The organism is Stenotrophomonas sp. 59 (genome assembly GCF_030291095.1).
GTDB lineage: Bacteria > Pseudomonadota > Gammaproteobacteria > Xanthomonadales > Xanthomonadaceae > Stenotrophomonas > Stenotrophomonas maltophilia_Q.
Genome location: NZ_CP127408.1, coordinates 719835 through 746179 on the forward strand (window position 1 = coordinate 719835; position 26345 = coordinate 746179).

Below are 26345 nucleotides of genomic sequence, written 5' to 3' on the forward strand. Positions count from 1 at the left end.
AGGAACCACCCACGTGCGCTAGAATGCGCGCTGGCGGAGCCGGCCAGACAGTCGCGTCATCCCTTCGGGGGTGCCGAGGAAAGTCCGGGCTCCATAGGGCAAGGTGCCAGGTAACGCCTGGGCGGCGCAAGCCGACGGAAAGTGCAACAGAAAGATACCGCCTACGTCTTCTTCGGAAGGCCGGTAAGGGTGAAATGGTGCGGTAAGAGCGCACCGCGAGTCTGGCAACAGACCGGCACGGCAAACCCCACCTGGAGCAAGACCAAATAGGGATCCTTTGGCGCGGCCCGCGTTGGATCCGGGTAGGTTGCTTGAGCGTTGCGGTGACGTAACGCCTAGAGGAATGACTGTCCACGACAGAACCCGGCTTATCGGCCGGCTCCGCCTCTTTATTCCATCCACGCATGGCGTGGATCTACTGATGCCGATGTGTGGCGTGGATTTACCGACGTCCATATGTGGCGTCGGTGCGTCAACATTACGGGGCCGGATCCCTTTCCGCAGGAAAGGGATCCGGCCCCTTTTCCGATCAGCGGTACTGCCCGGCGGAAATGAACTGCTCGAACCGTTCGCACCACACCACCACGGTGGTGTAGTCGTCCACGTTGACGTTTTCAGGCACGTCGACCAGGAAACGGTTGAAGGTCTTTACCTCGCCGATGCGCTGGGCCTGCGCCTTGATCTTCAGGAAGTCGGACTTGTTGTCGACGAAGTCGCGCACCAGGTAGACCTTGTAGTCCGGCCCCGGGCCCATCTTGCCGTCGAAGGCGACCTGGCGTGGGCTGACGCTGACCTTGCCTTCGGCCCAGTGCACGGCGTCGCTGCCCTTGAGGTCGCGGCGGAAGGTGGTGTGGTAACGGGCGTCGCCCATCGCCGCCTGCACCTGCGCGACCGGCGGGTCGTCGGGGGCGATCAGGATCGGCAGCAGGTAGATGCCCAGGCCGAAGCCCAGGCCGAGGGCGAGCAGGTGGGTGGCGGCAAGTACAAGAACACGGCGCATCGATGACTCCCTGTGGATCGGTGGGGCGCGCGGCAGGACCGCGCCGGGTCATCGTGTGGCGTGCGTGCAGACATTTATAGACACAAAAAACAGGTACAGGGTCAGAAATCGACCTGGCTCTGGCCGAGGGCGACACCCTGCGGGCCGAAGCGGCGCTCGTGGATCTGGCCGTGGCCATGGGCGTCGATCAGCAGCACCGTGCTGGCGCGAGTGCCGTAGTCGTCGCCACGGATGAAGGCCGGGCTCAGCCAGCGCTCGCGCTCCAGGCCGATGCCGGTGTCGGGCAGGTCGCTGTCGACCGGGCGGTGTTCGTCGGCGAGGGCGTTCCAGAGCGGGGTCAGATCCCTTTCCCCTTGGGAAAGGGATCTGACCCCGTCTTCCTCCAGCCAGGCGGAAAGCGCAGCCATCAGCCGCCGGGTCTTCGGCCACGGCGCGTCCAGTGCACCGTTGGACATGCCGTGCACGCCGGGGCCCAGGCTCTGGCGTTCGGCCGGGTGGTTGCCCAGGTACTCCAGGCTGTCGCCATCGGCCAGCAGCAGGTTGAAGGGCGCATATGCGCCCGCCACGGTGGCCAGCCGGTCGATATGCACGGCGGCCGGGTCGCGGCCGCGCAGGAAGTCGGCCACCAGTGCACCGCGGGACGGGCCGGTCTGTGCGGCCAGCGGATCACGGACATTGGTGACCACGGCCATGCGGCCGCCGGCACCGACGCCGGCCCAGCCACCGCCGGAGCGCAGGTCGCGCCCCCCGATGACGGAGGTCTCATCTTGCCAGGGGGCCAGCGCCGCGGTCGGGCGGGCGTGGAACTCATCACGGTTGCCGGTCATCACCAGCCGCCAGCGCGGGTGGTGCATCCAGCCAAGAGCGAGCAGGCACATGGCCTCATTGTGCATCGTTTGCGCAGTCCGGCGGCGTTTCCGGCCGGTTCCGGATGAATGCGCGGGCGATGTTTCACGCGCTGTCCACAGCCCTGAACTTCCGTTCAATCTCAAAAATTGAGACGGATCAGCAACTTGTGGATAAGCCTTGAACAATTCTCTAAAGGTTGTTGCAAGCCATTGATGCGGCTGGCGATTTCCCCGCTGAAAAGTTGTTGACAACCCTTCGGCCGCTGCTAAGGTGGGCATCAGAGGGAAATCCGGGTGTTTTGTGGGTTTTCGTGGTTCAATGTTTCACCGGGCGAAGGATAGGTGCACGCGTCGTGTTCCAGGGCGAGACGGCCATCACAGTTGACGATAAAGGGCGCATGGCGGTTCCCACCGCTTACCGCGACCTCGTCGCGCGCGCCAGCAACAACCGTCTCGTGCTGACCTACAACCCGTTCGAAGCCGGCTGCCTGTGGCTGTATGCAGAGTCGGAATGGGAGCGGGTCCGCGACGACGTCATGTCCAAGCCCAACACCCAGCGCGTCGTGCGCCTGTTGCAGCAGAAGCTGGTCGGCTCGGCCGCCCATCTGGAGCTGGACGGCAACGGTCGCATCAGCATCCCCGCCAGCCACCGCGGTGCGGTGGGCATTGAGAAGAAGGCGGTATTGCTCGGTATGGGCGACAAGTTCGAATTGTGGAGCGAGCAGGCGCATCGGGCCCTGATCCAGCAGACGTTGTCTGACGAGGATCTGGGTGATGGGTTGCTCGACCTGAAGTTGTGAGCCGGGGTGCCCGGATGCGCCCAGAAGCGCAGGCCGGTCACCTTCCGGTGTCGCAGTCGCCGGCGGTGCACCTGCCGGTCCTGTACACCCAGGTCATCGAAGGCCTGAGGGTGATCGAAAACGGACGTTATCTGGATGGCACGTTCGGTCGTGGCGGTCATGCACGTGGCGTGCTCACCCAGCTCGGTCCCGAGGGGCGCCTGCTGGTCATGGACAAGGATCCGGAAGCCATCGCCGTTGCCGAGCGCGATTTCGCGCCGGACCCGCGCGTGTCCATCTTCCGCGGCAGCTTCGCCCAGCTGCTGCAGTGGGATGCGACGGCCGAAGGCCTGGACGGCGTGCTGTTCGACCTGGGTGTGTCGTCGCCGCAGCTGGACGTGGCCGAACGTGGCTTCAGCTTCGGCAAGGACGGCCCGCTGGACATGCGCATGGACCCGGACAGCGGTGAAAGCGCCGCGCAGTGGATCAACCGCGTGGAAGACCGCGAGATTGCTGACGTGCTGTGGACCTATGGCGAAGAACGCCAGAGCCGCCGCATCGCGCGCGCCATTGTGGCGCGCCGCGAGAAGCAGCCGTTCACCCGCACTGCCGAGCTGGCCGAGCTGATCGCCTCGGTGATGCCACGTGGCAAGGACAAGATCCATCCGGCCACGCGCAGCTTCCAGGCCATCCGCATCCACATCAACCGCGAGCTGGCCGATCTGGAAGCCGGCCTCGATGCGGCGGTGGAGCGGCTCAAGCCCGGTGGCCGCCTGGCGGTGATCAGCTTCCATTCGCTGGAAGACCGCATCGTCAAGCAGTACATGAACCGCCTGGCCAAGGCGCCGCCGGCCAACCGCCGCCTGCCCGAGGCGGTCGCGTTCGTGCCGACGCTGGACCTGATCGGCGGTGCCATCAAGGCCACCGACGAGGAACTGGCCGCCAACCCGCGCGCCCGCAGCGCCGTGCTGCGCGTGGCCCAGAAGCGGGAGGCCGACGCATGAGCCGGCTGCTGCTGATCATCCTGTTGGCCTCGACCGTGGCCTCGGCGATCGGCGTCGTGTTCGTGCGTCACCGTCATCGGCAGACGTTCATCGAGCTGTCGCGCGCCGAACGCAAGCGCGATGACATCAACCTGGAATTCGGCCGCCTGCAGCTGGAACAGGCCACGCTGGCCGAAGCCAACCGTGTCGATCGCATCGCCCGCGAAAAGCTCGGCATGAAGTTCCCCGAAGCCGGGGACATCGTGGTGGTGCGGCCATGAGCAAGACCGGCCGCAACCGCCCGCGCAACGCCTTCAACCTGCGCCAGCGCCTGCGCTGGGTCGCGCTGGCGCTTGGCCTGTGCTCGGTGTCGCTGGTCGGTCGTGCCGCCTACGTGCAGATCATCAACAGCGACTTCTACCAGCGCCAGGGCGAGGCCCGCTACCTGCGCGAGCTGCCGATCAAGACCTCGCGCGGCATGATCACCGATCGCAACGGCGAGCCGCTGGCGGTATCCACGCCGGTCGCCTCGATCTGGGTCAATCCGCAGGATCTGCTGCGTTCGCCTGAGCGCATCCCGGAGCTGGCCCAGGCGGTCGGCATGTCGGTGGACGAGCTGAGCAGCCGCCTGTCGCAGAAGTCGGACAAGGAGTTCATGTATCTGCGTCGCCGGATCAATCCGGACGAGGCAGAAAAGGTGGTCGCGCTGAAGATTCCGGGCGTGGCCGCGCAGCGCGAGTTCCGCCGGTTCTACCCGCAGGGTGAGGCGATGGCGCACGTGCTGGGCTTCACCAACATCGACGACCGCGGCCAGGAAGGCCTGGAGCTGGCGTTCGACGAATGGCTGCGCGGCAAGGCCGGCGCCAAGCGGGTGATCCGCAACCGCAAGGGCGAGACCGTCGAAAGCGATCTGCTGCGCGCCGCCGAACCGGGCAAGGACCTGACCCTCAGCATCGACCGCCGCATCCAGTACCTGGCCTTCAAGGAACTGCGCAACGCGCTGGTGGCCAACAAGGCAGCTGGCGGTTCGATGGTGATCATGGACGTGACCACCGGCGAGATCCTGGCCATGGTCAACCTGCCGACCTACAACCCGAATTCGCTGACCGGCGCGCTGCCCGATGCGCGCCGCAACCGTGCAGTGACCGACCTGGTCGAGCCGGGTTCGACGATGAAGCCGTTGACCATCGCCACCGCGCTGCAGGCCGGTGCGGTGACCAAGGACACCATCATCGACACCAACCCGGGTTACATGCAGGTAGCCCGCTTCACCATCCGCGACGTGCCGCGCAACAACGGCGTGCTGAACGTGACCGGCGTGATCACCCGCAGTTCCAACATCGGCGCGGCCAAGGTTGCGGCAAAGATGCCGGACCAGGTGTTCTATGACGGCGTGCGCCGCTTCGGCTACGGCTCGGTGCCGCACAGCGGCTTCCCGGGTGAATCCGGTGGCGTGGTGCGGCGCCCGGCCAACTGGGACGGTGCCACCAAGACCACCATGTCCTACGGCTACGGCCTGAACGTGACGCCGCTGCAGATCGCCACCGCCTACTCGGCGCTGGCCAATGGCGGCAAGTTGATCGCGCCGACCTTCGTCAAGGGCCAGCGCAACGAAGCGCATCAGATCATCGACGAGAACGTCGCCAGGCAGGTGGTGGCGATGATGGAAACGGTGGTTACCCAGGGCGGCGCCAAGCAGGCAGCGGTGCTGGGTTACCGCGTGGCCGGCAAGACCGGTACCGCGCGCAAGACCGGCCCCGGCGGTTACGAGCGCGGCCATTACAACGCGCTGTTCGCCGGCGTGGTGCCGGCCACCAACCCGCGCTTCGCCACCGTCATCGTCATCAACGACCCGCAGGCCGGCAAGTTCTACGGCGGCCTAGTGTCGGCGCCGGTCTACCACAACGTGATGGAAGGCACCCTGCGCCTGATGGACGTGCCGCTGGACGACCTGCAGTCGTGGCTGGCCGCACAACAGTCCGGCAAGGTCGGCCACTCGGCCTCGATCCTGCCCGCGCCGCCGGCCGAGGCCGCGCTGCCGGCCGATGCCGCCGCTGAATTCGATGCTGCGCTGCCCAGCGCGCATGCCCAGACGCCGCCCGCTACGGGAGGCACGCAATGAGTCCTTCGATGTTGCTTTCGCAGTTGCTTCCGGACGTGGCCCTGGCGGGCCATGATCCCGTTCTGACCGGCCTGGTGCTGGACAGCCGCGCCGTGCGCCCCGGCAATGCCTTCGTCGCCATCGCCGGTTTCGGCGCGCATGGCTTGGGCTTTGTCGAGCAGGCCCGTGCGGCCGGTGCTGGCGTCATCCTGTTCGAACCGCCGGCGCCTGCCGAGCTGCCGGCCCCGGCCGATGCGATTGCGGTGCCGGGCCTGCGCGCGCGCATGGGCGCGATGGCCGACCAGTTCCATGGCGCACCGTCGCGGGCGATGGCGATGGTTGGCGTGACCGGCACCAACGGCAAGACCTCCACCGTGCAGCTGCTGGCCCAGGCCTGGCACCTGCTCGGTACGCCCAGTGGCAGTATCGGCACGCTGGGCGCCGGACTTTATGGTGCGGTTGAACCGACGGGCTTCACCACGCCGCTGGTGCTGCAGATGCATGCGCTGCTGGCGCAGCTGCGCGACGCCGGTGCGCGCGCGGTGGCGATGGAAGTCAGCTCGCACGCGCTGGACCAGGGCCGCGTGGATGCCGTGCACTACGACGTGGCGGTGTTCACCAACCTCACCCGCGACCATCTGGATTACCACGGCGACATGGCCAGTTACGGCGCGGCCAAGGCGCGGCTGTTCCATCGTCCGGGCCTGAAGGCGGCGGTGATCAATCTGGACGACGCCTTCGGCCGCCAGCTGTTCGCCGATCTGCCGGCGGGCGTGCAGCCGATCGGCCTGAGCTCGCGCGGTGCCAGCGAGGCCAGCGTGCGCGCCGAGGCGCTGCAGCTGGATGGCCGTGGCATTGCGTTCGAACTGGTCATCGACGGCCAGCGTGCGGCGGTGCAGTCGCCGCTGCTGGGCCGCTTCAACGTGGACAACCTGCTGGCCGTGGCCGGTACCCTGCATGCGCAGGGCCAGCCGCTGCCGCGCATCGCCGAGGTGCTGTCGGCGCTGCAGCCGATCCGCGGCCGCATGAACCGCCTCGGCGGCGAAGACGGCCTGCCGACCGTGGTGGTCGATTACGCACATACCCCGGACGCGCTGGAACAGGCGCTGGACAGCCTGCACGGCCATCTGCAGGGCACGCTGTTCTGCGTGTTCGGCTGCGGTGGCGAGCGTGATACCGGCAAGCGTCCGCAGATGGCCGCGATCGCCGAGCGCCTGGCCAACCAGGTCATCGTCACTGACGACAACCCACGTGGCGAGGACGGCGACGTGATCGTGGCCGACATTCTGGCCGGCTTCCAGAACGCCGATGCCGTGACCGTGCAGCGCAGCCGCGCGCGTGCGATCGGCCTGGCGGTGAAGCGCGCCGGTGCCGGCGACATCATCCTGATTGCCGGCAAGGGCCACGAGCCGTACCAGGAAGTGAATGGCGTACGCCATGACTTCGACGACACCGAAGTGGCCGCCGCTGCGTTGGCTGCCAAGGCCGGTGTTCTAGCCGCACAGGCCGGGGAGGGCATCGCATGAAGCGCACCCTGCTTTCGCTGATCGCACATTGGGCTGGCGGCGAGATCCACGGCGACGACGTGGCGATCGATGCGGTCAGCCATGACACCCGCAACCTTGGCCCGGGCAGCCTGTACGTGGCGCTGCGTGGCGAACGTTTCGATGGCCATGATTTCGCTGCCGACGCGCTGGCGCGTGGTGCCAGCGCGCTGCTGGTCGAGCGCCTGCTGCCGATCGAACTGCCGCAGGTGCTGGTGGCCGACAGCGAGCTGGCGCTGGCGAAGATCGCCACCGGCATGCAGCGTGACCGCGGCACCGAGGTGTTCGCGATCACCGGCAGCAACGGCAAGACCAGCGTGAAGAGCCTGCTGCTGTCGATCCTGCAGCAGGTGGCACAGCACGCGCACAAGGTGGTCTACGCCAACCCGGGCAACCGCAACAACGAGATCGGCCTGCCGCTGGCGGTGATCGATGCGCCGGAAGATGCCGACTACGCCGTCTACGAGATGGGCGCCGGCAAGCCGGGCGACATCGCCTACCTGACCGACATCGCCCGCCCGCGCTATGCGCTGGTCAACAACATCGCCCCGGCACACCTGGAACGCATGGGCAGCCTGCTCGGCGTGGCGGTGACCAAGGGCGCGATCTATGCCGCACTGCCGGCCGATGGCGTGGCGGTGATCAACGCCGACGATGCCTACGGCCGCTGGTTCGAACAGCATTTCGTCGGCACCCCGCCGCGTTGCCGCGTGCTGCGCTACGGCCTGGAACATACCGCCGACGTGACCGCGCGCGACATCCGCGCCGGCGCGCAGGGCAGCCAGTTCACCCTGGTTTCGCCAGCCGGCGAAGCCCGCGTGGTGCTTGGCCTGCCGGGTCGCCACAACGTCAGCAATGCACTGGCCGCCGCCAGCCTGGCGCTGGCCGCGGGCGTCGACCTGGCGCTGATCGCTGCCGGCCTGGCCGAAGCGCAGCCGGTGCCGGGCCGCCAGATCGCCCATCAGCTGCGCAACGGTGCGGTGCTGGTGGATGACAGCTACAACGCCAATCCCGGCTCGCTGGCTGCGGCCATCGATGCCCTGGCCGCCGCCCCGGAAGAGGGCTGGCTGGTGCTGGGCGACATGCGCGAACTGGGCCCGGACGCCGAGGCGCTGCATGCGCAGGCTGGTATCCGCGCACGCGCTGCTGGCCTGAAGCGGCTGTATGCGCTGGGTCCGCTCAGCGCCGCTGCCGCTACCGCCTTCGGTGAAGGTGGCCGTCATTTCGCTACCCATGGTGCGCTGTCACAGGCGCTGCAGGATGAGTTGCACGCTGGTGTGCGCTGCCTGGTCAAGGGTTCCCGTGGCAGTGCCATGGACCTGATCGTCAAAGCGCTGCTGGCGCAAGGAGAGGAATCCCCGCATGTTGTATGAACTGGCTCGATGGTTGCAGCAGTTGGAGAGCCTGTTCGGGCTGTTCAACTACCAGACGTTCCGCGCCATCCTTGCCGCGTTGACGGCGCTGTTCCTGTCGCTGTGGCTCGGCCCTGCGATGATCCGCAAGCTTGCCCAGTTCAAGGGCGGCCAGCCGATCCGCAAGGACGGTCCGCAGACCCATTTCTCCAAGGCCGGTACGCCGACCATGGGCGGTTCGCTGATCCTGCTCACCATCACCCTGTCGGTGCTGATGTGGGCCGACCTGCGCAACCGCTACGTGTGGCTGGTGCTGGCCGTGATGCTGTGCTTCGGCGCCATCGGCTGGTATGACGACTGGATCAAGATCGTCCGCCGTGACCCGAACGGCCTGAAGTCGCGCTGGAAGTACCTGCTGCAGTCGATCTTCGGCCTGGCTGCGGGCCTGTTCCTGTTCTACACGGCCGACGTGCCGGCGGCGCTGACCTTCTACATCCCGATGTTCAAGTCGATCGCGCTGCCGCTGGCCGGCATCGGCTTCGTGGCTATCGCCTACTTCTGGATCGTCGGTTTCTCCAATGCGGTGAACCTGACCGACGGCCTGGACGGCCTGGCGATCATGCCGACCGTGCTGGTGGCCTGCGCGCTGGGCGTGTTCGCCTACGCGTCGGGCAACGTGGTGTTCGCCAACTACCTGCAGATCCCGCAGATTCCGGGCGCAGGCGAGCTGGTGATCATCTGCGCGGCCATTGCCGGCGCCGGCCTCGGCTTCCTGTGGTTCAACACCTATCCGGCCATGGTGTTCATGGGCGACATCGGTGCGCTGGCGCTGGGCGCGGTGCTGGGCACGATCGCGGTGATCACCCGCCAGGAACTGGTGCTGGTGATCATGGGCGGCGTGTTCGTCATCGAAACGCTGTCGGTGATGATCCAGGTCGCCTCGTTCAAGCTGACCGGCAAGCGCGTGTTCCGCATGGCGCCGATCCACCACCATTTCGAACTGAAGGGCTGGCCGGAGCCGCGCGTGATCGTGCGCTTCTGGATCATCTCCGTCGTGCTCGTGCTGATCGGCCTGGCCACGTTGAAGGTGCGCTGAGATGAACGACCTGTCCCGCCAGGCAACACGCCTTGAAGCCATCGAAGGCAGCTACGACAAGTGGCTGCTGGGCGCGATCATCGCGCTCACCGGCGTGGGCGTGGTGATGGTGGCGTCCAGCTCGATCGCACTGATGAGCAGTCCGTTCTACTACCTCAACCGCCACCTGATCTTCCTGGCGGTCGGTATCGTGCTGGCGGTCATCGCCGCCCGCACCGAACTGAAGTCCATCGAACAGTACAACCAGATGCTGCTGCTGGGCTGCTTCGTGCTGCTGCTGGCAGTGTTCACGCCGGGCCTGGGCAGTACGGTCAACGGTGCGCGCCGCTGGATCAACCTGGGCATCTCCAAGTTCCAGACGGTTGAAGCGGTGAAAGTGCTCTACATCGTCTGGCTGTCCAGCTACCTGGTGCGTTTCCGCGACGAGGTCAATGCGACCTGGCCGGCAATGCTCAAGCCGCTGGGCGTGGCCGGTGCCCTGGTGGTGCTGTTGCTACTGCAGCCGGACTTCGGTTCCTCGACCCTGCTGCTGGCGATCACCGCCGGCATGCTGGTGCTGGGCGGCGTGAACATGCCGCGCATGTCGATGCCGGTGATCATCGGCCTGGTCGGCATGAGCGCGCTGGCGATCATCGAGCCGTACCGCATGCGCCGCATCACTTCCTTCCTGGACCCGTGGGCCGACCAGCAGGGCGACGGCTACCAGCTGTCCAACGCACTGATGGCCGTGGGCCGTGGCGAGTGGACCGGCGTCGGCCTGGGCAATTCGGTGCAGAAGCTGTACTACCTGCCCGAAGCGCACACCGACTTCATCTTCTCGGTCACCGCCGAGGAATTCGGCTTCCTGGGTACCTGCGTGATCGTGGCCCTGTACGCGCTGCTGGTCGGCCGCACCTTCTGGCTGGGCATGCGCTGCGTGGAAATGAAGCGCCACTTCTCCGGCTACATCGCCTTCGGCATCGGCCTGTGGATCAGCATGCAGACCTTCGTCTCGATCGGCGTGAACCTGGGCATCCTGCCGACCAAGGGGCTGACCCTGCCGCTGATCTCCTCCGGCGGCTCGTCGGTGCTGATGACCTGCGTGGCGATGGGCCTGCTGCTGCGCGTGTCCTATGAACTCAAGCGCGCCGAGCGCCGCCAGGCGGTGCGCATCGGTGGCGCCGAAGACGTTGCTGCCGAGCCGAGCGACGAGCCGGCCGCGCCGGTGGCCGCCAGCGTACCGATGAGCGCCGAGCCGGTGGCGGCCGCTGCGCCGAACGCTGCGCGTGGCACCAGCCGCCTGCAGTCGCGCATCGAACCGACCTTCGGGAGGCTGTCATGAGCAGCGCTTCCAACGCCCGCCCGGTGATGATCCTGGCCGGTGGTACCGGCGGTCATATCTTCCCCGGCCTGGCCGTGGCCCGCGTGCTGCGCGAGCGTGGCGTGCCGGTTACCTGGATGGGCGCCGAAGGCGCGATGGAAACCCGCCTGGTGCCGCAGCACGACATCGCGATCGACACGCTGACCATCACCGGCCTGCGCGGCAAGGGCAAGCTGGCGTTGCTGGCTGCGCCGTGGCGGCTGATGCGTGCGCTGCGTGCGGCCGGCATGATCATCCGCAAGCGCCAGCCGCGTGCAGTGGTGGCCTTCGGTGGCTTTGCCTCCGGCCCCGGTGGCATGGCCACGCGCCTGCATGGCCTGCCGTTGATCGTGCATGAGCAGAACCGCGCACCGGGCCTGACCAATCGCATCCTGTCGCGCTATGCGCGCCGCCTGCTGACCGGTTTCCCGGGCACCTTCGCCGCGCGCGAAGAGTTCGTCGGCAATCCGGTGCGTGCGGAAATCGCCGCCATCGCACCGCCGGAACAGCGCTTCGCCGACCGCCAAGGCCCGCTGCGCGTGCTGGTGGTGGGTGGCAGCCAGGGTGCACGTGCGCTCAATACCGGCGTGCCGCAGGCCATCGCTGCGCTGGGTGCCGCGGTGCCGGTGCAGGTGCGCCACCAGAGCGGTGAGAAGCTGCACGCCGAAGCGGTCGAGGCGTATGCCAAGGCCGGCGTGCAGGCGGAAATCACCCCGTTCATCGCCGATATGGCCGAGGCGTTCGCCTGGGCCGATCTGGTCGTATGCCGCGCTGGCGCGTCGACCCTGGCCGAGCTGTGCGCGGTCGGTGTCGGCAGTGTGCTGGTGCCATTCCCCGCTGCCGTCGACGATCACCAGACCCGCAATGCGGAGTACCTGGTCGAGCGCGGCGCGGCGGTGTTGCTGAAGCAGGACGGAACGCTGGCCGACGGCATTGCCGCACTGCTGCGCGATCTGTCCGAAAATCCCGCCCGCCGCATGCAGATGGCGCAAGCCGCGTGTGCCCTGGCCAAGGTCGATGCCGCCGAGCGCATCGCCGATATCATTCTCGAGGAAGCTGTATGAAGAAGGCATGCCACCGCGCCTGCCCTGCGCGAGGCCGCGCATGATCCGCCGCCTGCACGACACCAACGACCTGGTGCGCGCGTTCCCGCGCGTGCATTTCGTCGGCATCGGCGGCACCGGCATGAGCGGAATCGCCGAAGTGATGCTGACACTGGGCTATGAAGTGTCCGGCTCGGACAACGCCGACAACGGCGCCACCCGCCGCCTGGCCAGCCTCGGCGCGCGCATCATGCGCGGCCACTCGGCAGCCAACGTGCTGGGCACCGACTGCGTGGTGGTGTCCAGCGCCATCCGCGAAGACAACCCGGAGCTGATGGAAGCGCGCAGCCAGCGCATTCCGATCATGCCGCGTGCGGCGATGCTGGCCGAACTGATGCGCTTCCGCCGCGGCATCGCGGTGGCCGGCACCCACGGCAAGACCACCACCACCAGCCTGACCGCCGCCGTGCTGAGCGAAGGCGGCCTGGACCCGACCTTCGTGATCGGTGGCCAGCTGCTGGCTGCCGGTGCCAACGCAAAGCTGGGTGGTGGCCAGTGGCTGGTGGCCGAGGCCGACGAAAGCGATGGCAGCTTCCTGCGTCTGAACCCGCTGATGTCGATCATCACCAACATCGATGCGGACCACCTGGAAAACTACGGCAACGATTTTGCCCGCGTGCAGGCGGCGTTCGCCGAGTTCCTGCAGCGCCTGCCGTTCTACGGCCTGGCGGTGCTGTGCATCGACGACCCGGAAGTGGCTGCGCTGGCTGCCAAGACCCCGCGCCACGTGATGAGCTACGGCATGAGCCCGCAGGCCGACGTGCGCGCCGAGAACGTGGTGCAGGAAGGTTCGCGCATGCGCTTCACCCTGCGCCTGCCGCAGGGCACCAGCCAGGAAGTGGTGCTGGCACTGCCGGGCAAGCACAACGTGCTGAACGCACTGGCCGCCGCCGCAGTGGGCTGGCAGCTGGGCGTGGCCCCGGATGCCATCGCCCGCGCGCTGGAAGCATTTGCCGGTGTCGGCCGTCGCTTCAACGATCTGGGCGAAGTGACCACCGCCAGTGGTGCCAAGGTCCGCATCATCGATGACTACGGTCATCACCCGAGCGAGCTGGAAGCGGTGTTCGCCGCCGCCCGTGGTGGCTGGGCCGACAAGCGCCTGGTGGTGGCCTTCCAGCCGCACCGCTACAGCCGTACCCGCGACCAGTTCGACAAGTTCGCCGCCGTGCTGTCCAGCGTCGATGCGCTGGTGCTGAGCGAGGTCTACCCGGCCGGTGAAGAGCCGATTGCCGGTGCCGATTCGCACGCGCTGGCCCGTGCCATCCGTGCGCGCGGCCGCAGCGAGCCGGTGGTGGTGGGCAAGGCTGCCGAACTGGCCAGCGTGCTGCCGGATGTGCTGCAGGACGGTGACCTTCTGCTGATGATGGGGGCGGGCGATATTGGCGCCGTGGCCACCCATATCGCCGTGGAAGGCTTCAAGGGGGAGGGCGAGGCGTGAACACGCTGACCTTCCCGCCGCTGCGCGTGACCGACCCGGCCGGGTTCGGCCGCGTCGCCGTGCTGCTGGGCGGCAGTTCCAGCGAACGTGAAGTGTCGCTGGACTCCGGCCGCAATGTACTGGAGGCGCTGCAGTCGCGCGGTGTCGATGCGTTCGCGGTCGACGGCATTCCGGCGCTGGCCAAGGCGCTGGCCGCCGGCGGCATCGACCGTGTGTTCAACATCCTGCACGGCCACAACGGTGGTGGTGAGGACGGCATCGTGCAGGGCCTGATGGACGCCTTCGGCGTGCCGTATACCGGCTCGGACGTGCTGGGTTCGGCGCTGAGCATGGACAAGATCCGCACCAAGCAGGTGTGGCTGTCGCTGGGCCTGCCGACCCCGCAGTACCGGAAGGTCGATGCGTCCAACGTGCATGCGCTGGCGGCCGAACTGGGCCTGCCGGTGGTGGTGAAGCCGGCCAACGAAGGTTCAAGCGTGGGCATCAGCCGGGTGACCGATGATGCCGGCCTGGATGAGGCGGTGGCGCTGGCCGCGCGCTACGACGGCCAGCTGCTGATGGAGCAGATGGTGGTCGGCGACGAACTGACCGTGGCCATTCTCGGTGACGTCGCGCTGCCGTCGATCCGCATCGTGCCCAAGGGCCAGTGGTACGACTACAACGCCAAGTACATCGCCGAGGACACCCAGTACCTGTGCCCAGGCCTGGACGGTGGCGACGAAGAAGAAATCCGCCGCATCGCGCTGGCTGCGTTCCGCGCTGCCGGTTGCCGTGGCTGGGGCCGCGTGGATGTCATGCGTGATCGCAGCAGCGGCCGTTTCTTCCTGCTGGAAGTGAACACCGCGCCGGGCATGACCAGCCATTCGCTGGTACCCAAGGCGGCCGGCCAGGCCGGCATCAGCTTCGAAGAGCTGGTGTGGCGCGTGCTGGAACAGACCCTGGAGGCCCCGCACGCATGAACGCGGTGCTGCGCATCTTCGTCTGGCTGTTGGCGCTGTCGGTGGTTGCACTGCCGGTGGTGGCCGTGGTCAATGGCTGGGTCGGTGCTGAGCGCTGGCCGCTGGCGAAGTTGCGCGTGCATGGTGAGTTCAAGCGTGTACCGGCCGAACAGCTGCAGCAGGTGCTGCTGCCGTATGCGCGCGCCGGGTTCTTCGCGGTCAAGCTGCAGGATGCCCAGGACGCTCTGGAAAAGCTGCCGTGGGTGGAAAGCGCGCGGGTACGCAAGCAGTGGCCGGATGTGCTGGAAGTGACCCTGGTCGAGCACAAGCCATTCGCGCGCTGGGGCAACGATCGCCTGGTCTCCGAGCAGGGCAAGCTATTCCCCACGCCGAAGAAGCTGGCCGACCTGGCGCTGCCCGAACTGGACGGTCCGGACAGCCAGACCGAAGAAGTGATGAAGCTGTACAGCGACTCGCGTGCATTGTTCGCACCGGCCGGCGTCGATGTGCGCCGGGTGACGATGGATGCACGCGGCAGCTGGTCGCTGGTGCTGAGCAACGGCACCGAAGTGGTGGTGGGCCGTGACGACGCGCGCTCGCGCATGCAGCGCTTCGTCAAGGTGCTGCCGCAGTTGAACCGCCAGGACGCGCCGATCGAGCGCGCCGACCTCCGTTACACCAATGGTTTCACGCTGAGCTGGGGTACCCCGGCCACACCGGCGAAAACGCCGGCGACCCCGGCCAGCAGGACGCAGGAAAGGACATGAATCGCAAGGGTGACAAATCGCTGATCGTTGGCCTGGACATCGGCACCTCCAAGGTGGTGGCGCTGGTGGGCGAGTATTCGCCGGGCAACCCGATCGAAGTGATCGGCATCGGCTCGCACGAGTCGCGCGGTTTGAAGCGCGGCGTGGTGGTGGACATCGAATCGACCGTGCAGTCGATCCAGCGCGCGGTGGAAGAAGCCGAGCTGATGGCCGGCTGCGAGATCCGCTCGGTGTACGCCTCGATCTCCGGCAACCACGTGCAGTGCAAGAACTCGCCGGGCATCGTGCCGATCCGCGACGGGGAAGTGACCTGGGGCGACCTGGATCGCGTGCTCGATGCGGCCAAGGCGGTGGCGATCCCGGCTGACCAGAAGATCCTGCATGCGATTCCGCGCGAGTACGTGCTGGACGATTCGCAGGAAGGCATCCGCAACCCGGTCGGCATGACCGGCGTGCGCCTGGAGGTGCACGCGCACCTGGTGGTGTGCGCGCAGTCGGCCGCGGCCAACATCAGCAAGTGCGTGCAGCGCTGCGGCCTGCAGGTGGATGACCTGGTGCTGTCGTCGCTGGCCTCCAGCGTGGCCGTGCTGACCGCCGACGAGCGCGAGCTGGGCGTGGTGCTGGTCGACATGGGCGCCGGCACCACCGATATCGCCGTGTTCGTGCAGGGCGCGATCTGCCACACCGCGTCGCTGCCGATCGCTGGCGACCACGTGACCAACGACATCGCGCACATGCTGCGTACGCCGACCCCGGAAGCCGAGCAGATCAAGGTGCGCTACGCCTGCGCCCTGGCCCAGCTGGCCACCGCCGAGGAAAGCATCCAGGTGCCGTCGGTGGGCGACCGTCCGCCGCGCCGCATGCCGCGCCATTCGCTGGCGCAGGCGGTGCAGGGCCGTTACGAGGAAATCTTCGAGATGGTGCAGGCCGAACTGCGCCGCTCCGGCTTCGAGGAACTGGTGCGCGCCGGCATGGTGCTGACCGGTGGCGCGTCGAAGATGGAAGGCGTGGTCGAGCTGGCCGAGGAAATGCTGCAGATGCCGGTGCGCGTGGGCATTCCGCAGCACGTCACCGGGCTGGGCGAAGTGGTGGGCAACCCGGTGCACGCCACCGGCGTGGGCCTGCTGCTGATGGGCAGCCAGATCGAGCACCCGCGGCGGCCGTCGCTGCCGACCGGGCGCGCCGGAAGCATGTTCAAGAAACTCAAGACCTGGTTCCGCGGCGAGTTCTGACGCGGAACCCGTAATACCGGGCCTGGCCCGGTCGCAGTACCCGCAGTACCCGCATCACAACGCAACACCGGCAACACACAACCCACACAGCCGCAACGTCGGCATGCAGCAGGACGGCAGGACGCCCGAATGCCCATGCCAGCCAAAGCGGATACAACGAGGACACGGACATGGCGCATTTTGAACTGATCGAAAAGATGGCACCCAATGCGGTGATCAAGGTGGTTGGCGTGGGCGGCGGCGGCGGCAATGCCGTGGCGCACATGGTCAACTCGGCAGTGGATGGCGTGGAATTCATCACCGCCAACACCGACTCGCAGGCCATCAAGAATTGCGGTGCCAAGCTGCAGCTGCAGCTGGGTACCAACGTGACCAAGGGCCTGGGCGCAGGCGCGAACCCGGAAGTCGGCCGCCAGGCCGCGCTGGAAGACCGTGAGCGCATCATGGACGCCCTGCAGGGTGCGGACATGGTGTTCATCACCGCCGGCATGGGCGGCGGCACCGGCACCGGCGCTGCACCGGTGGTGGCGCAGCTGGCCAAGGAAATGGGCATCCTGACCGTGGCCGTGGTCACCAAGCCGTTCCCGTTCGAAGGCCGTCGCCGCATGCAGGTGGCGCTGAAGGGCATCGAGGAACTGAGCCAGCACTGCGACTCGCTGATCACCATCCCGAACGAGAAGCTGATCACCGTGCTGGGCCGCAACGCGACCATGATCCAGGCCTTCCGCGCCGCCAACGACGTGCTGCAGGGCGCCGTGCAGGGCATCGCCGACCTGATCGTGCGTCCGGGCCTGATCAACGTCGACTTCGCCGACGTGCGCACCGTCATGTCCGAAATGGGCCTGGCGATGATGGGTACCGGCACCGCCCGTGGCGATGACCGCGCCCAGGCCGCCGCCGAGTCGGCGATCCAGAACCCGCTGCTGGACGACGTGAACCTGGCCGGTGCCAACGGCATCCTGGTCAACATCACCGCCGGTGCGGACTTCACCATGGCCGAGTTCGACGAGATCGGCCGCACCATTGACGGCTTCGCTTCGGAAGACGCCACCGTGGTGGTCGGCACCGTGCTCGACCCGGACATGCAGGACGAAGTGCGCGTGACCGTGGTTGCCACCGGCCTGAACCGCGTGTCGGCCAGCAAGACCCAGCGTCCGGGCGAGCGTGCGCCGATCAAGCTGGTCCGCAACGCCACCACCGGCCAGCCGGAGTTCGGCGACTTCGACAACGGCGGCGACGCCGTGTCCAAGGCCGTGGGCGGCATGGGCCTGGGCCTGCGTCGTGCCAGCAGCGACACCGCTTCCGCTTCTGCGCCGTCGGCTCCGGCCGCCTCGGCTCCGGCGGCCGCTGAACTGCCCAACGATTACCTGGACATCCCGGCGTTCCTGCGCCGCCAGGCGGACTAAGCGGGGCGGCCCGGGGTTGTCCTCCCCGGGTTGCGCCACCATGTCCTGAAAACGCGGGCGCCGGGCCAGGATGGGCCCGGCCGCCCTGCTTCATGTGCGTCCCATTGGCGCGCCGGTGTGTCCTGCCTGCCTTTCAGCCGGGGTAGGGGACCTTGCGTGTTAATCTAATGTGTCACTTCCGGTCCATCCCCCATGATCCAGCAACGCACCCTCAAGAACACGATCCGCGCCACCGGCGTTGGCCTGCACAGCGGTGACAAGGTCTACATGACCCTGCGCCCGGCACCGGTCAACCATGGCATCGTGTTCCGCCGCGTGGACCTGGACCCGGTGGTGGAAGTGCCGGCCAAGGCCGAGCTGGTCACCGAAGTGACCCTGTGCACCGGCCTGACCTGCAACGACGCCAAGATCCAGACCGTCGAACACCTGATGTCGGCGCTGGCCGGCCTGGGCGTTGACAACATCATCGTCGAACTGTCCTCGGCCGAGCTGCCGATCATGGACGGTTCGGCCGGCCCGTTCGTGTTCCTGCTGCAGTCGGCGGGCATCGTGGAACAGGATGCGCCCAAGCGCTTCATCCGCGTGCTGAAGACCGTGGAAGTGACCGAGGGCGACAAGGTGGCCCGCTTCACCCCGTACGAGGGCTACAAGCTGGGCTTCACCATCCAGTTCGACCACCCGATGATCCCGGCCAAGCAGTCGCGCCAGGAAATCGAGTTCTCGACGCTGGCCTACACCAAGGAAATCTCCCGCGCGCGCACCTTCGGCTTCATGCGCGACCTGGAATACATGCGCGAGCGCAACCTGGGCCTGGGCGGTTCGATGGACAACGCCATCGTGCTGGACGAGTTCCGCGTGCTCAACGAAGACGGCCTGCGCTACGCCGACGAATTCGTGCGCCACAAGATCCTCGACGCGATCGGCGACCTCTATCTGGCCGGTGGCCAGGTGCTGGGCGCCTACGAGGGCTTCAAGTCCGGCCATGCGCTCAACAACAAGCTGGTGCGGGCACTGATGGCCGACGCCACCGCCTGGGAATGGGTCAGCTTCGACTCGCCGGCCACGCCGGATCCGGTCGAATACGCCACGCCGGCCTACGCCTGATTCCTGCAGGTTGTTGAATTTAAAGACAAAAGCGCCGCCCGGAAGGGCGGCGTTGTCATTTCCGCAACCCACATCGCATTCAGCATGCTTGACGGCCATCAAGGCCGGTTCGAGGTCACGGTTTTGTGAACCTGTTGGATCGGAAGCCTGAATTTAACGCGGTTTTAACAACAATCTAACGACAGGCCCCCGGATGGCAGCTAGGATGCGACCCGGCCCCCGAAATGTTTCACGCCGTGGTGACACGCGCGACGGGGAGCGGAGCCGGATGCTCCGTTGTCGTCAGGACCGCTTCTTCGGCTTCGAAGGAACGTCCTGCAGGCAAGCCAAGGCGTCGCGTAGCCCTTTGTGCGTGGCGGCTGAAACTGCGTGGGGGCCATTCCGGTTGTCGATCGCTGGGGAGCGTGAGGGAGTGGTGGACGCAGTCTTGATGGTCACCCTGGTGGCCTTCAGCCCGATGGAACGGGCCGCGTCGAGCAACTGGGCCTCGGCAAGCCGCAACTTGGCATGCCAGACCGGGGACTCGACGAGAAAAACGAGGTGTTCCCCGTCCACATTGGCCAGCCGGCAACGGCTGCGCAGAGGTGGCGGCAACTGGGGGCGCAACTGACGGTCCAGCGCGTCGAGCCACAAGGCACGCCGCAGCGGGTTCCCGCTTTTGTCCGCCATCACCGCATCCAGCGCCGGCTTCGGCACTGACGCGGGGCGAACGCTGGATTTCGGCTCAGACATGAAAACTCACTTGATGGCATTCAAAAAGATCGTAATCAAAACGCGTGAAGGACAGGCCAAATCGTCGCCGATCACGCGTTTGCGGTTCTATTTCGAGGACCGCCCCCGCGCCCTGCTGGGCAGCGTGCTCGGGGTAGGCTGCATTATCGGCCTTGCTGGCGGCATTGGCGCCAGCGCGCTGAATGATTCCCGGCTGCAGGCCAAGGTCGAGCGCCAGGATGCGGAACTGGCCAAGGTCAAGCGCGATGCGCAGACCCAGGTCAACGCACTGGCGGCCCGCCTCGGCGAGCTGCAGGCGCAGGCCACCCGCCTGAACGCCCTGGGCGAACGGCTGACCCAGATGGGCAAGCTGGAAGACGGCGAATTCGACTTCAACGAGACCCCTGGCCTCGGTGATGGCGATGCCGGCGGCCCGACCAGCGACATCCCGGTCAAGGACGTCAACGCCGACTTACAGGTGCTGGAGCAGCGCTTCGCTGCTTCAGGCCGCCAGCTGTCGGTGATGGAATCGCTGATGTTCGACCACCAGCTGCAGCAGAACGCCGTGCCCTCGCGCATGCCGATCCGCAACAGCTACGTGACCTCCGGCTTCGGCACCCGCGCCGACCCGTTCGGCCGCGGTGCCGCCACCCACAAGGGCATGGACTTCCACGCCAAGGTCGGTGACCCGGTGATGGCCGTGGCCGAGGGCGTGGTCAGCTTCGCCGGTGTGAAGGGCGGCTACGGCAACGTGGTCGACGTCGACCACGGTAATGGCTACGTCACCCGCTACGCGCACAATTCGCGCCTGGTGGTGAAGGCCGGTGACCTGGTCCGTGCGGGCCAGGAAGTGGCCAAGGCCGGTTCCACCGGCCGTTCGACCGGCGCCCACGTGCACTTCGAGGTGTGGGAGAACGGCAACGTGGTCAACCCGCGCAAGTTCCTCGGCGACGGCGGCAACACGCCGGTCGGGCGGGTCAGCCGCGGTTGATTCCAACGCCGGGCATGGCCCGGCGCTACCGGTTTGCCGAATCCGGGGCGATCGCGACCGGATCGGCGCTTGAAACCTCAGCCGCCCGTCCCAAGCTACAATGGGTGTTGCCATCGACAGGGCGCCAGGCGCCCTGTTTCGTTTGCGGCGGACGGATCCCAAGGGGGAGGCCGGGCGTCGTGTCCATCCAACCCGGTTCCTTCAATGATCAACAGCCTGCTTACCCGCGTATTTGGCAGTCGTAACGAACGACAGCTGCGCCAGCTCAACCGCATCGTCGCCAAGATCAATGCGCTGGAGCCGGAGATCGAGAAGCTTTCCGACGAGCAGCTTCAGGCCAAGACGCCGGAGTTCAAGCAGCGCATCGCCGACGGTGAAGCCCTGGACAAGGTGCTGCCGGAAGCCTTCGCGGTCTGCCGCGAAGCCGGCCGCCGCGTGCTGGGCATGCGCCACTACGACGTGCAGCTGATCGGCGGCATGGTGCTTCACCTGGGCAAGATCGCAGAAATGCGCACCGGTGAAGGCAAGACCCTGGTGGCGACCCTGCCGGTGTACCTCAACGCGCTGGAAGGCAAGGGCGTGCACGTGGTCACCGTTAACGACTACCTGGCGCGCCGCGACGCCGCGCAGATGGGCAAGCTGTACAACTGGCTGGGCCTGAGCGTGGGCGTGGTCTACCCGGGCATGCCGCACAGCGACAAGCGCGAAGCCTATGCCGCCGACATCACCTACGGCACCAACAACGAATTCGGTTTCGACTACCTGCGCGACAACATGGCGCTGTCCAAGGCCGACCGCTACCAGCGCGGCCTGCACTACGCCATCGTCGACGAAGTCGACTCCATCCTGATCGACGAAGCGCGTACCCCGCTGATCATCTCCGGCCCGGCCGATGACTCCCCGGAGCTGTACATCCGCGTCAACCGCGTCGTGCCGAACCTGGTCAAGCAGGAAGCGGAAGACGGCGAGGGCGATTTCTGGGTCGACGAGAAGGGCAAGCAGGTGCACCTGTCCGAAGCGGGCATGGAGCACGCCGAGCAGCTGCTGGTCGAAGCCGGCATCCTCGATGGCGAGACCGAAGGCCTGTACGCGGCGCAGAACCTGACCGTCGTGCACCACCTCAATGCCGCGCTGCGCGCGCACGCCATCTACCAGCGCGACGTGGACTACATCGTGCGCGACGGCGAAGTGGTCATCGTCGACGAATTCACCGGCCGTACCCTGGCCGGCCGCCGCTGGTCCGACGGCCTGCACCAGGCGGTGGAAGCGAAGGAAGGCGTGCCGGTCCAGCGCGAGAACCAGACGCTGGCCAGCATCACCTTCCAGAACCTGTTCCGCATGTACAAGAAGCTGTCCGGCATGACCGGTACGGCCGATACCGAAGCGTTCGAATTCCAGAGCATCTACGGCCTGGAAGTGGTGGTGATCCCGACCAACCGCCCGACCATCCGCAAGGACAGCCCGGACCAGGTGTTCCTCAACCGCAAGGGCAAGTTCAACGCGGTGCTGGCTGACATCGAAGAGTGCGCCAAGCGCGGCCAGCCGGTGCTGGTGGGTACCACCTCGATCGAAACCTCGGAAATGCTGTCCGAGCACCTGAGCAAGGCCGGCGTGAAGCACGAGGTGCTCAACGCCAAGCAGCACGACCGCGAAGCGACCATCGTCGCCAATGCCGGTCGTCCGGCCGCCGTGACCATCGCCACCAACATGGCCGGCCGTGGTACCGACATCGTGCTGGGCGGTTCGCTGGAAGCGGAGATCCACGCCCTGGGCGAGGACGCGACCGACGAACAGAAGGCCGCAGTCAAGGCCGAATGGCAGAAGCGCCACGAGGCGGTGAAGGCTGCCGGCGGCCTGCACATCGTCGGCACCGAGCGCCACGAATCGCGCCGTATCGACAACCAGCTGCGCGGCCGTTCGGGCCGCCAGGGTGACCCGGGTTCGTCCCGCTTCTACCTGTCGCTGGAAGACAACCTGATGCGCATCTTCGCCTCCGACTGGGTGCAGAAGGCCATGCGCATGATGGGCATGAAGGAAGACGACGTCATCGAGGACCGCCTGGTCAGCCGCCAGATCGAAAAGGCGCAGCGCAAGGTCGAGGCCCACAACTTCGACATCCGCAAGAACCTGCTGGACTTCGACGACGTCAACAACGACCAGCGCAAGGTGATCTACGCCCAGCGCGACGAGCTGCTGGACGCCGAGTCGGTGAAGGGCAACGTCGACGGCATCCGCGACGACGTGATCTTCGATGTGGTCGCCCGCTTCGTGCCGCCGAACTCGATCGACGAGCAGTGGGACCTGCGTGGCCTGGAGGCGACCCTGGAGTCGGACTTCGGCCTGCAGATGTCGCTGACCGGCCTGGTCAAGGAACACGAGGAACTGGACGCCGAAGCGATTGCCGCCAAGGTGCAGGAACGCGTGAACCAGCACTTCGCCGAGAAGGAAGCCGGCGTCGGCGAAGAAACCATGCGCGCGCTGGAGAAGCACGTGATGCTGACCGTGCTGGACCAGAGCTGGAAGGAGCACCTGGCGCGCATGGACTACCTGCGCCAGGGCATCTACCTGCGTGGTTACGCGCAGAAGCAGCCGAAGCAGGAATACAAGAAGGAAGCCTTCGAGCTGTTCTCGGACATGCTGGAGAACGTCAAGCGCGAAGTGGTGACCCTGCTGTCGCGCGTGCGCGTGCGCAGCGACGAGGAAGTGCAGGCGCTGGAAGCGGCCGAGCGCCAGCAGGTGGAAGCCCGCCTGCGCCAGTCGCAGTTCCAGCACCAGGACGTGGGTGGCTACAGCGCCGACGAGGAAGCCGCGCAGGTGCAGGCCGCCCAGCAGGGTGTGGCGCAGCTGCAGCGCGACGAGCCGAAGATCGGCCGCAATGATCCGTGCCCGTGCGGCAGTGGCAAGAAGTACAAGCACTGCCACGGCCAGCTGAGCTGATCCCGAAGAGCCCCGCGAAAGCGGGGCTTTTCTTTTCTGGTGCATGATCCTGGCCAGATCCGCGATTGCGCGGGCCGCCCTGTTCTGGGCATGCTTCCCCCATGCCTTCCCCCACCCGATCGATCCATGTCGTGGCCGCCGTCATCACCGACGCCCGGGGCCGCGTGCTGCTCAACCGCCGAACCGAGAACCGCGACATGGCCGGCCTGTGGGAGTTTCCGGGTGGCAAGCGCGAATCCGGCGAGACCTCCGAACAGGCGCTGGTGCGCGAACTGCGGGAGGAGCTGGGCATCGAGGCCGATGTCGGCGAGTGGCTGATGGACGTGCCGCAGCGCTACCCGGACAAGCATCTGACCCTGGAAGTGCGCCATGTGCGAAGCTGGAAGGGCACGCCACGCGGGCGCGAGGGCCAGGCGATCACCTGGGTGGCGCCGGACAAGCTGGGCCGCTATTCGATGCCGCCGGCCGACCTGCCGGTGGTGGCCGCCCTGCGCCAGCCCGACCGCTACCTGATCACCCCGGCGCCGGCCGACGATGATGGCGGCGTGCAGCAATGGCATGAGCAGCTGCAGCGTGCGGTGGCAGGCGGCCAGCAGCGCATCCAGCTGCGCCTGCCGCCGGCGCATCCGCAGCGGCAGGCGATGGTCGAACAGGTCGTGCGTGCGCATCGCCGCAGCGGCGTGCAATGGTTGCTCAACCGCGATATCGAACTGGCGCGTGCGTTGGGCGTGGGCGTACACCTGGGCAGCGAACAGCTGCTGGAACTGTCGCAGCGTCCACTCCCCGATGGCCAGCTGGTGGCTGCATCCTGCCACGACCTGCAGCAGCTGCAGGCTGCACAGCTGCTGGGCTGCGACTTCGCGGTGCTTGGCCCGGTGCAGGCCACCGCCAGCCATCCCGATGCCTCGCCGCTGGGTTGGGATGCCTTTGCCGAACTGCGCGCGCAGGTATCGCTGCCGATCTACGCCTTGGGCGGCATGGGCAGCGGCCACATCACCGAAGCACGTCGCCACGGCGGGCAGGGCATCGCCGCCATCCGCGGGTTGTGGCCGGAGTAACGCCGCGTTGGTCGCCGGGCATGGCCCGGCGCTACCCTGTGGAATGGAAGCAGTAGATCCACGCCATGCGTGGATGGATGCCCGCGATCACAACGTGATCCAGAAACACCCGTACTGCCGCCGCAATCCCAGCACCGTCGATGCGCGCGCCACGCTGCCTGGCAACGTCTGCTCCAGGCGCAGGCCGACCGGATGGCGCGCGGCCGGCGGCTCAGGGTCGGACCCCTGCGCAGCAGGGCTCTGACCCTCCTCCGGCACTGCGGCCTGGTCCTGCCGCGGATACACCGGCACCACGTCCACCAGCGGCCGCCGTGCTAGCGATTCCAGCTGGCCGAGAATGCGCTGCGCGCCCGCGTCGGACACCGAGCCCCACAGGTACAGTGAAGACAGCCGATTGACGTCGTTGCTGAGGATGCCGTTGCGCAACGCGTCCACGAGCTCGCTCAGCCGGCGCGGGCAGCGTGCACCCAGCGTATCGCGCGGTGCGGTGTTGCCGGTGGGGGCGGGCGGCGGCAGCCGTGACCGTGCGCCCACGCTGTCACAGGGACGGTCGGTGTAGACACTCTGGCCCTGCGCATCGGTGCAGCGGTTCAGGCGCGAGGACTGCGCGTGGGCAACGTGGGCCATCGCGCATAGCGGCAACAGCACCAGCAGGAGGGAAAGGCGGATCATCAGCGAAGGGTAGCGCTGATCAGGCCCGCATGGCGTGCTTTCAGCCCCGCAGCAGTTTCAGCACTGAAGTGGTCGGCTTGGCCAGGTTCAATGTGTAGAAATGCAGGCCGGGTGCGCCGCCTTCGATCAGGCGCTGGCACAGCCTGGCCACCACTTCGGTGCCGAATGCACGCACCGATTCGGCGTCATCGCCGTAGGCCTGCATCTTGCGGCTGATCCAGCGCGGAATCTCCGCGCCGCACTGTTCGGAGAAGCGGCGCAGCTGGCTGAAGTTGGCGATCGGCATGATGCCCGGCGTGATCGGCACCTGCACGCCGAGCCGGCGCACTTCATCGACGAAGTGGAAGTAGGCATCCGGGTTGAAGAAGTACTGGGTGATCGCCGCATCGGCACCGGCATCGATCTTGGCCTTGAAGTGCTTCAGGTCGGCCAGTGCGTCGGAGGCCTGCGGATGCGTTTCGGGGTACGCGCCCACTTCGATATGGAACGCATCGCCGTGCTCGGCGCGGATGAAGTCGATCAGTTCGGCGGCATAGCGCATGTCGCCGGGGAAGCCCATGCCCGAGGGCAGGTCACCGCGCAGCGCGACCAGGCGGCGGCAGCCGATGGCGCGGTACAGCTTGAGCAGTTCGCGGATCTCCTGGCGGGTGCCACCGACGCAGGACAGGTGCGGCGCGGCGTCGAACCCGTGGTGCTGGTTGAGGTGGCGCACGGTCTCGGAGGTATAGCTCAGGGTCGAGCCACCGGCGCCGAAGGTACACGACACGTATTCGGGGGCGTAGTCCTTCAGCTTGGCCGCGGCACGGTCCAGCTGGCTGCGCTGTTCGTCGGTCTTGGGCGGATAGAACTCGAAGCTGATGGCGGTCATGGCGCGGGCGGCGGCGGTCGGTGCGGAACAGTATATCGCTTCATCAAGATGGATGTTTGACGATCGTGTGAGGGCCCG

Annotated in this window: 22 protein-coding genes, 1 other RNA gene and 1 pseudogene; 19 read left to right on the forward strand and 5 right to left on the reverse strand. The window is 67.0% G+C overall.

The features are described from left to right. Positions 1-35: 35 nt before the first annotated feature. Positions 36-387: RNase P RNA component class A (rnpB, locus tag QP552_RS03160), an RNA gene on the forward strand. A gap of 142 nt (positions 388-529) precedes the next feature. Here the strand turns inward: rnpB and QP552_RS03165 are convergent. Together QP552_RS03165 and QP552_RS03170 are read right to left on the reverse strand one after the other, a co-directional pair. Beyond that, a complete protein-coding gene (locus QP552_RS03165; RefSeq protein ID WP_286074968.1) occupies positions 530-1000 on the reverse strand; it encodes a DM13 domain-containing protein in 471 nt (156 codons plus the stop codon). A 101-nt stretch (positions 1001-1101) separates the two neighbouring features. Then, positions 1102-1878 carry an NRDE family protein gene (locus tag QP552_RS03170; RefSeq protein WP_111205226.1) on the reverse strand — a complete coding sequence of 259 codons (777 nt, stop codon included), beginning with the start codon at positions 1876-1878 and terminating at the stop codon, positions 1102-1104. Positions 1879-2246: 368 nt separating this feature from the next. Here QP552_RS03170 and QP552_RS03175 point away from each other — a divergent pair, with 368 nt between their 5' ends. From QP552_RS03175 to lpxC, 15 genes and pseudogenes are all read left to right on the forward strand, one after another. Beyond that, positions 2247-2648 carry a division/cell wall cluster transcriptional repressor MraZ gene (locus tag QP552_RS03175; protein ID WP_008266948.1) on the forward strand — a complete coding sequence of 134 codons (402 nt, stop codon included), beginning with the start codon at positions 2247-2249 and terminating at the stop codon, positions 2646-2648. Positions 2649-2662: 14 nt separating this feature from the next. Next, positions 2663-3631: a 16S rRNA (cytosine(1402)-N(4))-methyltransferase RsmH gene (gene rsmH, locus QP552_RS03180; RefSeq protein WP_010481940.1), complete on the forward strand. Its 969-nt coding sequence runs from the start codon at positions 2663-2665 to the stop codon at positions 3629-3631. Next, a complete protein-coding gene (gene ftsL / locus QP552_RS03185) occupies positions 3628-3891 on the forward strand; it encodes a cell division protein FtsL (protein ID WP_005408074.1) in 264 nt (87 codons plus the stop codon). The genes rsmH and ftsL overlap by 4 nt, the downstream gene beginning before the upstream one ends. Beyond that, complete coding sequence (locus QP552_RS03190; RefSeq protein ID WP_106549214.1) at positions 3888-5732, forward strand: penicillin-binding protein 2; 1845 nt, start codon at positions 3888-3890, stop codon at positions 5730-5732. Before ftsL ends, QP552_RS03190 begins: the two co-directional genes overlap by 4 nt. Beyond that, positions 5729-7237, forward strand: a complete 1509-nt coding sequence (locus QP552_RS03195; RefSeq protein WP_286074972.1) for a UDP-N-acetylmuramoyl-L-alanyl-D-glutamate--2,6-diaminopimelate ligase — start codon at positions 5729-5731, stop codon at positions 7235-7237. Before QP552_RS03190 ends, QP552_RS03195 begins: the two co-directional genes overlap by 4 nt. Beyond that, positions 7234-8628, forward strand: a complete 1395-nt coding sequence (murF, locus tag QP552_RS03200) for a UDP-N-acetylmuramoyl-tripeptide--D-alanyl-D-alanine ligase (protein ID WP_111111023.1) — start codon at positions 7234-7236, stop codon at positions 8626-8628. The genes QP552_RS03195 and murF overlap by 4 nt, the downstream gene beginning before the upstream one ends. Then, positions 8618-9703, forward strand: a complete 1086-nt coding sequence (gene mraY, locus QP552_RS03205; protein ID WP_010481929.1) for a phospho-N-acetylmuramoyl-pentapeptide-transferase — start codon at positions 8618-8620, stop codon at positions 9701-9703. The genes murF and mraY overlap by 11 nt, the downstream gene beginning before the upstream one ends. Position 9704: 1 nt before the next feature. Then, positions 9705-11024: a putative lipid II flippase FtsW gene (gene ftsW / locus QP552_RS03210; protein WP_106549217.1), complete on the forward strand. Its 1320-nt coding sequence runs from the start codon at positions 9705-9707 to the stop codon at positions 11022-11024. Beyond that, positions 11021-12106, forward strand: coding sequence for an undecaprenyldiphospho-muramoylpentapeptide beta-N-acetylglucosaminyltransferase (gene murG / locus QP552_RS03215; protein ID WP_286074974.1), 1086 nt, complete (start codon positions 11021-11023; stop codon positions 12104-12106). Before ftsW ends, murG begins: the two co-directional genes overlap by 4 nt. Positions 12107-12146: 40 nt before the next feature. Then, positions 12147-13583, forward strand: coding sequence for a UDP-N-acetylmuramate--L-alanine ligase (gene murC, locus QP552_RS03220; protein WP_099553609.1), 1437 nt, complete (start codon positions 12147-12149; stop codon positions 13581-13583). After that, on the forward strand, positions 13580-14542 hold the full coding sequence (locus QP552_RS03225; protein ID WP_286074976.1) for a D-alanine--D-alanine ligase: 963 nt from the start codon (positions 13580-13582) through the stop codon (positions 14540-14542). Before murC ends, QP552_RS03225 begins: the two co-directional genes overlap by 4 nt. After that, a pseudogene (locus QP552_RS03230) lies at positions 14539-15213 on the forward strand (cell division protein FtsQ/DivIB); the annotation flags it as partial. The gene QP552_RS03225 and the pseudogene QP552_RS03230, both read left to right, overlap by 4 nt. 71 nt (positions 15214-15284) lie before the next feature. Beyond that, positions 15285-16520 (forward strand): cell division protein FtsA, encoded by a 1236-nt coding sequence (ftsA, locus tag QP552_RS03235; protein WP_005408083.1) that lies wholly within the window; start codon positions 15285-15287, stop codon positions 16518-16520. Positions 16521-16690: 170 nt separating this feature from the next. After that, the gene (gene ftsZ / locus QP552_RS03240; protein WP_049428898.1) at positions 16691-17926 is read left to right on the forward strand and encodes a cell division protein FtsZ; all 1236 of its coding nucleotides are present in this window, start codon (positions 16691-16693) and stop codon (positions 17924-17926) included. 192 nt (positions 17927-18118) lie between these two features. Further along, positions 18119-19030, forward strand: coding sequence for a UDP-3-O-acyl-N-acetylglucosamine deacetylase (gene lpxC, locus QP552_RS03245; protein WP_004143722.1), 912 nt, complete (start codon positions 18119-18121; stop codon positions 19028-19030). A gap of 282 nt (positions 19031-19312) precedes the next feature. Here lpxC and QP552_RS03250 read toward each other — a convergent pair whose 3' ends face one another. Continuing rightward, positions 19313-19762 (reverse strand): DUF721 domain-containing protein, encoded by a 450-nt coding sequence (locus tag QP552_RS03250; protein WP_032956682.1) that lies wholly within the window; start codon positions 19760-19762, stop codon positions 19313-19315. A gap of 13 nt (positions 19763-19775) precedes the next feature. On the opposite strand from QP552_RS03250, the gene QP552_RS03255 reads away from it, so the two are divergent. From QP552_RS03255 to QP552_RS03265, 3 genes are all read left to right on the forward strand, one after another. Continuing rightward, positions 19776-20732, forward strand: a complete 957-nt coding sequence (locus tag QP552_RS03255; RefSeq protein ID WP_053498833.1) for a M23 family metallopeptidase — start codon at positions 19776-19778, stop codon at positions 20730-20732. 204 nt (positions 20733-20936) lie between these two features. After that, positions 20937-23669 (forward strand): preprotein translocase subunit SecA, encoded by a 2733-nt coding sequence (secA, locus tag QP552_RS03260; protein ID WP_111111013.1) that lies wholly within the window; start codon positions 20937-20939, stop codon positions 23667-23669. Positions 23670-23770: 101 nt separating this feature from the next. Then, positions 23771-24727 (forward strand): Nudix family hydrolase, encoded by a 957-nt coding sequence (locus QP552_RS03265; protein ID WP_286074979.1) that lies wholly within the window; start codon positions 23771-23773, stop codon positions 24725-24727. Between the two features lie 87 nt (positions 24728-24814). Here the strand turns inward: QP552_RS03265 and QP552_RS03270 are convergent, their stop codons facing one another. Beyond that, positions 24815-25399: a DUF4124 domain-containing protein gene (locus QP552_RS03270; RefSeq protein ID WP_286074980.1), complete on the reverse strand. Its 585-nt coding sequence runs from the start codon at positions 25397-25399 to the stop codon at positions 24815-24817. Between the two features lie 40 nt (positions 25400-25439). Further along, the gene (gene metF, locus QP552_RS03275) at positions 25440-26267 is read right to left on the reverse strand and encodes a methylenetetrahydrofolate reductase [NAD(P)H] (protein ID WP_106549225.1); all 828 of its coding nucleotides are present in this window, start codon (positions 26265-26267) and stop codon (positions 25440-25442) included. Between the last annotated feature and the right edge of the window lie 78 nt (positions 26268-26345).

What these genes read in the sequence shown, in the direction of transcription:
- ftsA (WP_005408083.1), top strand. Translation starts at nt 15,285, where the DNA reads ATGAATCGCAAGGGTGACAAATCGCTGATCGTTGGCCTGGACATCGGC.
- rsmH (WP_010481940.1), top strand. Translation starts at nt 2,663, where the DNA reads ATGCGCCCAGAAGCGCAGGCCGGTCACCTTCCGGTGTCGCAGTCGCCG.
- QP552_RS03250 (WP_032956682.1), bottom strand. Translation starts at nt 19,762, where the DNA reads ATGTCTGAGCCGAAATCCAGCGTTCGCCCCGCGTCAGTGCCGAAGCCG.
- QP552_RS03190 (WP_106549214.1), top strand. Translation starts at nt 3,888, where the DNA reads ATGAGCAAGACCGGCCGCAACCGCCCGCGCAACGCCTTCAACCTGCGC.
- QP552_RS03170 (WP_111205226.1), bottom strand. Translation starts at nt 1,878, where the DNA reads ATGTGCCTGCTCGCTCTTGGCTGGATGCACCACCCGCGCTGGCGGCTG.
- secA (WP_111111013.1), top strand. Translation starts at nt 20,937, where the DNA reads ATGATCAACAGCCTGCTTACCCGCGTATTTGGCAGTCGTAACGAACGA.
- murC (WP_099553609.1), top strand. Translation starts at nt 12,147, where the DNA reads ATGATCCGCCGCCTGCACGACACCAACGACCTGGTGCGCGCGTTCCCG.
- metF (WP_106549225.1), bottom strand. Translation starts at nt 26,267, where the DNA reads ATGACCGCCATCAGCTTCGAGTTCTATCCGCCCAAGACCGACGAACAG.
- QP552_RS03175 (WP_008266948.1), top strand. Translation starts at nt 2,247, where the DNA reads ATGGCGGTTCCCACCGCTTACCGCGACCTCGTCGCGCGCGCCAGCAAC.
- murF (WP_111111023.1), top strand. Translation starts at nt 7,234, where the DNA reads ATGAAGCGCACCCTGCTTTCGCTGATCGCACATTGGGCTGGCGGCGAG.
- lpxC (WP_004143722.1), top strand. Translation starts at nt 18,119, where the DNA reads ATGATCCAGCAACGCACCCTCAAGAACACGATCCGCGCCACCGGCGTT.
- QP552_RS03255 (WP_053498833.1), top strand. Translation starts at nt 19,776, where the DNA reads ATGGCATTCAAAAAGATCGTAATCAAAACGCGTGAAGGACAGGCCAAA.
- QP552_RS03165 (WP_286074968.1), bottom strand. Translation starts at nt 1,000, where the DNA reads ATGCGCCGTGTTCTTGTACTTGCCGCCACCCACCTGCTCGCCCTCGGC.
- ftsL (WP_005408074.1), top strand. Translation starts at nt 3,628, where the DNA reads ATGAGCCGGCTGCTGCTGATCATCCTGTTGGCCTCGACCGTGGCCTCG.
- ftsW (WP_106549217.1), top strand. Translation starts at nt 9,705, where the DNA reads ATGAACGACCTGTCCCGCCAGGCAACACGCCTTGAAGCCATCGAAGGC.
- mraY (WP_010481929.1), top strand. Translation starts at nt 8,618, where the DNA reads ATGTTGTATGAACTGGCTCGATGGTTGCAGCAGTTGGAGAGCCTGTTC.
- ftsZ (WP_049428898.1), top strand. Translation starts at nt 16,691, where the DNA reads ATGGCGCATTTTGAACTGATCGAAAAGATGGCACCCAATGCGGTGATC.
- QP552_RS03195 (WP_286074972.1), top strand. Translation starts at nt 5,729, where the DNA reads ATGAGTCCTTCGATGTTGCTTTCGCAGTTGCTTCCGGACGTGGCCCTG.
- murG (WP_286074974.1), top strand. Translation starts at nt 11,021, where the DNA reads ATGAGCAGCGCTTCCAACGCCCGCCCGGTGATGATCCTGGCCGGTGGT.
- QP552_RS03265 (WP_286074979.1), top strand. Translation starts at nt 23,771, where the DNA reads ATGCCTTCCCCCACCCGATCGATCCATGTCGTGGCCGCCGTCATCACC.
- QP552_RS03270 (WP_286074980.1), bottom strand. Translation starts at nt 25,399, where the DNA reads ATGATCCGCCTTTCCCTCCTGCTGGTGCTGTTGCCGCTATGCGCGATG.